General features: G+C 46.7%; 1 protein-coding gene. It reads left to right on the top strand.

Features of this window, described 5'->3' with window-relative positions; translation table 11 throughout:
- Positions 1–255: porin (locus tag E0D98_RS26765; RefSeq protein WP_205713049.1), on the top strand; the 255-nt coding region annotated here is incomplete at both ends.

Here is a 255-nt window from a genome sequence, read left to right as displayed (position 1 = left end):
ACGGAGATCAGACTTATGCTCGTCTCGGCTTTAAAGGCGAAACGCAGATTAATGATCAACTGACCGGATTTGGTCAGTGGGAATACCAGTTCTCTGGTAACAAAACGGAATCTGAAGGTTCCGCGGGGAATAAAACCCGTCTGGCATTTGCAGGTCTGAGATTTGCTGATGTTGGTAGCATTGATTACGGACGTAACTACGGTATTGCTTACGATGTCGGATCATATACTGACGTACTGCCAGAGTTTGGTGGTG

Origin of the sequence: Escherichia sp. KCJ4928, from assembly GCF_004352695.1 — a bacterium.
In the GTDB taxonomy this organism is placed as follows: Bacteria; Pseudomonadota; Gammaproteobacteria; order Enterobacterales; family Enterobacteriaceae; genus ECMA0423.
The sequence above is the reverse complement of the archived record's forward strand: the minus strand, read 5'-3'. Positions and strand labels throughout refer to the sequence as shown.